A 4,282-nucleotide genomic window follows, 5' to 3' on the forward strand; every position below is an offset into this window, starting at 1 on the left:
TACTCGCGCAGTTTGGTGAGGCGGTGGTAGGCGTCGATGATGCGGACGGTGCCGGACTTGGCGCGCATGACGATGGACTGGCTGTAGGCGCCGCCGCCGAAGTAGCGCACGCCGCGCAGCAGATCGCCGTCGGTGACGCCGGTGGCGCTGAAGAACACGTCCTCGCCGGAGACCAGGTCCTCGGTATTGAGGATGCGGTCCAGGTCGTGTCCGGCGTCGATGGCCTTCTGGCGCTCCTCGTCGTCCTTGGGGGCCAGCTTGCCCTGCAACGCGCCGCCCATGCAGCGCATAGCGGCCGCGGCGATGATGCCCTCGGGGGTGCCGCCGATGCCGATCAGCATGTCCACGCCGGATTCGGAGCGGGCGGTGGCGATGGCTCCGGCCACGTCACCGTCGGAGATGAGGCGGATGCGGGCGCCCGCGTCGCGCACCTCTTGGATGTGGCGGGCGTGGCGCGGGCGGTCCAGCACGACGACGGTCAGGTCGGAGACGGCGGAGTTCTTGGCCTTGGCGACGCGGCGCAGGTTCTCGCCGATGGGGGCCGACAGGTCGATGACATCGGCGGCCTCGGGGCCGACCGCGATCTTCTCCATGTAGAACACCGCGGAGGGGTCGAACATGGCGCCGCGCTCGGCCACCGCCAGCACGGAGATCGCACCCGCCGAACCCTTGGACATGAGGGTGGTGCCGTCGATGGGGTCGACCGCGAAGTCCAGCTCCGGGCCGGTGCCGTCGCCGACCAGCTCACCGTTGTACAGCATGGGCGCTTCGTCCTTCTCGCCCTCGCCGATCACCACGATGCCACGCATGGAGACGGTCGCCACCAGCTGCCGCATGGCGTCGACGGCCGCACCGTCGCCGCCTTCCTTGTCGCCGCGCCCCACCCAGCGTCCGGCGGCCATGGCCCCGGCCTCGGTGACTCGGACCAACTCCAGGGCCAGGTTGCGATCCGGAGCCTCGCGGCGGCTGGATGCGGTCATGACGGGTGCCTCCTTGGTTGTCTATTGCTGCGTGAATTGTCGCATTGAGGTCGGCGGCGGCATTCAGGTACTCACGTTCCAATTCCGTAAGAACGGGGAGGCGCACCTGTGTGCCGGGTCGCACCACCCGGCCGTGGATACTGGGTGCGTGTCGTATCAAAAGCCGCGGATCATGAACGACTGGAAGGACCTGTTCTGGTCGTTGTTCCCGCTGGTGCTGATCTGCTTGGTCATCGCCGGGATCGCCAGCCAGTGCACCTTCTCGGCGAAAGGTCCGACGCCGGGGCAGATTCCGGACTTCGACGTGAGCGCTGCGCTGGCCGACGACGCCGCGAATATGCCGTTCGCCATTCGGGAACCGGCGCTCCCGGAGGGATGGACGCCCAACTCGGGACATCGCGACACCATCGCGGGCACCGGCGGCGGCCCGGTGAGCACCGTGGGGTACATCACCCCGCAGGGCACCTACATGCAGCTCTCGCAGACCGACGCCACCGAGGAAGCCCTCGCCAAACACGTGGTCGACACCCGCTACGCCACCGGCACCGAGCAGATCGGCGACCGTAAGTGGGTGGTCTACGCCGAGCCCGGCACCGAAACCGCCTGGATCACCGACTTCGGCGACTCCCGCGTCCTCATCAAGGGCGCGGGCAACCCCGCCGCCTACACGACGCTCGCCACCGCCATCGGCAGCGCCGACCCGCTGTAGCGCACCGGCCACGGGGGCTGTGGTCGTGCCCTACTGCGGGGCCGTGCTCGCGCTGGACTGCGGGGTCGTACTCGTGCCTGACCGCTGGGGCCGCACTCGCGCAGGAGCTCGGGGCCGCGCTCGCCCCCAGCTCATGCTCGGCCCCAGGGAATTCGGGGCGTGCCGACTCTCGCGCACCGGCGAATACTCCTCGTCGTGAGAAGAGCGTGTGCCGTGTCGGTGACTTCCGCCGCCCTGCTCATCCCCGCCGGATTCGCCGCCGCGGCCCCGGTCACGCTGGACTCCGCGCCGTCCGTGTCGGAGTCCGAGCCGGTCGCTTCCCCCAGTACCGGTTCGGCGGTCGACGCTGGTTCCGCCAACGGGCTGGTCAACGCCGTCTGCGGGCTGATCTACATCCTGAAGATCGGCTCCGTGGACAGCTCCGGCGGCCCCAAGTGCGGCACTCTGTCCTGACCGCCGCGCGCGGATCCGCTATCGCCTGCGTCAGCGGTGACCGACCACGTTGACGACGGTTCCGTTCGGGTCGCGGACGAAGAACCGCCGCACTCCCCACGGCTCGTCGCGCAGGGCGTAGACGATGTCCGCCCCGGCGGCGACCATGGCGGCGTGCGCGGCGTCCACGTCGTCGACCTCGACGCTCATATCCGGCTGCGGTCCCTCCGCGTCCGGACCGATCAGGAGCACCTGGGCGGTCGGATTGTCGGGACTGGCCAGGGTGACGACCCACCCGAGGTCCATCACCTCCTCGAAGCCGAGTTCCCGGTAGAACGCTCGGCTGGCGGCCATGTCCGCGGTGCGGATGTCCGGGACGGTACGGCGGATGCTCATCGGCTCACTCCTGATCGCGCCGCGCCAATGCGTCCTCCACACGCTGCCGTGCGCCCGCCAGATGCTCCTCGCAGCGGGTGGCGAGCGCCTCACCGCGCTCCCACAGCGCGAGTGAGTCGTCCAGGTCCATCCCGCCCTGTTCGAGCATCTTCACCACGTTCACCAGCTCGTCGCGGGCGCGTTCGTAACCGAATCCGGCGATTTCGGCGAGGTCACTCTCGGTCATCGGTGGACTCCTTTCGGGGGCGGGGGCCGAGGGGTTGGCTGCCGAGCGCGGCGGCGGTGACCGCGCCGTCGGCGACGCGGATGCGCAGCTGACTGCCGGCCGGGGAATCGTCGATGGAGCGCACCACATGCCGCTCGTTGCCCGTAACTCGTTGCACCACCGCGTATCCGCGCGCCAGGGTGGCGGCCGGGCCGACGGCGGTGAGTTTCTCGCGCAGGTGCCGGGTGGTGGTGGATTCGGCGGTGAGCAGGTGCTCGACCGCGCGGCGGGCGGCGGTGCGCAGCCGCTCCGCCTCGTCATAGCGCTGGTCGAGCAGGCGCAGTGGCTCGGCCAGCACGGGGCGGGAGCGCAGCTGCGCCAGGGTGCGGGATTCACGGTCCACCCAGCCGCGCAGGGCGGCGGCGGCGCGTTCGGTGAGCTCGCGCAGCAGCGCCATTTCGGCGGCGGCGTCGGGGACGACCCGCTTGGCCGCGTCGGTGGGTGTGGCGGCGCGCAGGTCGGCCACATAGTCGCTGATCGGGTTGTCGGGTTCGTGCCCGATCGCGCTGATGATCGGCGTCTTGGCGGAAACGATTGCCCGGCACAGGGTTTCATCGGAGAAGGGCAGCAGGTCCTCGACGCTGCCGCCGCCGCGCGCCAGCACGATCACATCGACCTCGGGGTGCGCGTCGAGCGCGGCGATGGCCTCCAGGATCTGCGGTACGGCGGTCGGGCCCTGCACGGCGGTAGTGCGAATCTCGAATTTCGCCGCGGGCCAGCGCTGGGTCGCCACGGTCACCACATCGTGTTCGGCGGCCGAGGCGCGGCCGGTGATGAGCCCGATTCGTCTGGGTAGGAAGGGGATCGGCCGCTTGAGCCGCTCATCGAACAGTCCCTCGGCCGCCAGCAGCCCCTTCAACCGTTCGATGCGGGCCAGCAGCTCACCGATGCCGACGGGGCGGATCTCGGTGACGCGCAGCGAAATGGTCCCGCGTCCGGTGAAGAAGGAGAGCTTGCCGTACACGATGACGCGGCTGCCCTCCTGCAAGGGCACCGGGGAATTCCGCAGCAGCTCCGGATCACAGGTCACCGACAGCGACATATCCGCGGCCGGATCCCGCAGCACCAGAAACGCCGTCCGCGTGCCCGGCCGCAGATTGATCTGCGTGACCTGCCCCTCCACCCACACCGCACCGAGCCGCTCGATCCACTGCGCCACCTTGATCGAAATGGTGCGCACCGGCCACGGATTCTCCGGAGAGCTCGCCCCCCGCTCGGACTTAGCGGCATTCACCGCACCAGTGTCGGTCACCGCACCATTGTCACGTTCCCCACCGACACCTCCGACGCCCACCCACGAAAAGCGCTCGACGGCGGGGGACTGGTGGCGGCATCGCCCGAGAGGGGACCGCCACCGGTTCCCCCTCGGTGGTATCGGCCCGTCACATTCGCCTCCGAACGCAACAACTGATCTCGCGAGCTGCGGGGTAACTCACCGGGTACGCCCACCATGGATTCGCTCCCTGGCCGCCGGTACGCGTGCGCGACGGTCAACGGCTC

General features: G+C 69.8%; 6 protein-coding genes. 2 read left to right on the forward strand and 4 right to left on the reverse strand.

Features of this window, described 5'->3' with window-relative positions; translation table 11 throughout:
* On the reverse strand, positions 1-980 hold a 980-nt coding region (glpX, locus tag QK444_RS33185; RefSeq protein WP_282785994.1), incomplete at its 3' end, for a class II fructose-bisphosphatase.
* 148 nt (positions 981-1,128) lie between these two features.
* On the opposite strand from glpX, the gene QK444_RS33190 reads away from it, so the two are divergent.
* Positions 1,129-1,689, forward strand: a complete 561-nt coding sequence (locus QK444_RS33190) for a DUF4245 domain-containing protein (RefSeq protein WP_195121632.1) — start codon at positions 1,129-1,131, stop codon at positions 1,687-1,689.
* Between the two features lie 213 nt (positions 1,690-1,902).
* The gene (locus tag QK444_RS33195) at positions 1,903-2,142 is read left to right on the forward strand and encodes a hypothetical protein (RefSeq protein WP_282785995.1); all 240 of its coding nucleotides are present in this window, start codon (positions 1,903-1,905) and stop codon (positions 2,140-2,142) included.
* A 30-nt stretch (positions 2,143-2,172) separates the two neighbouring features.
* Here QK444_RS33195 and QK444_RS33200 read toward each other — a convergent pair whose 3' ends face one another.
* The 3 genes from QK444_RS33200 to xseA are packed head-to-tail and all read right to left on the reverse strand — an operon-like array spanning position 2,173 to position 4,034.
* On the reverse strand, positions 2,173-2,517 hold the full coding sequence (locus QK444_RS33200; protein WP_282785996.1) for a VOC family protein: 345 nt from the start codon (positions 2,515-2,517) through the stop codon (positions 2,173-2,175).
* Positions 2,518-2,521: 4 nt separating this feature from the next.
* Entirely contained in the window at positions 2,522-2,743 is a 222-nt protein-coding gene (locus QK444_RS33205) for an exodeoxyribonuclease VII small subunit (RefSeq protein WP_039817016.1), read from the reverse strand.
* The gene (xseA, locus tag QK444_RS33210; RefSeq protein ID WP_282785997.1) at positions 2,730-4,034 is read right to left on the reverse strand and encodes an exodeoxyribonuclease VII large subunit; all 1,305 of its coding nucleotides are present in this window, start codon (positions 4,032-4,034) and stop codon (positions 2,730-2,732) included. Before xseA ends, QK444_RS33205 begins: the two co-directional genes overlap by 14 nt.
* Between the last annotated feature and the right edge of the window lie 248 nt (positions 4,035-4,282).

Source organism: Nocardia sp. CC201C, assembly GCF_030010695.1.
Lineage (GTDB): Bacteria > Actinomycetota > Actinomycetes > Mycobacteriales > Mycobacteriaceae > Nocardia > Nocardia otitidiscaviarum.

Excerpts from the sequence above, each read along its gene's own strand:
- QK444_RS33200 (WP_282785996.1), bottom strand. The coding sequence starts at position 2,517 with ATGAGCATCCGCCGTACCGTCCCGGACATCCGCACCGCGGACATGGCC.
- QK444_RS33205 (WP_039817016.1), bottom strand. The coding sequence starts at position 2,743 with ATGACCGAGAGTGACCTCGCCGAAATCGCCGGATTCGGTTACGAACGC.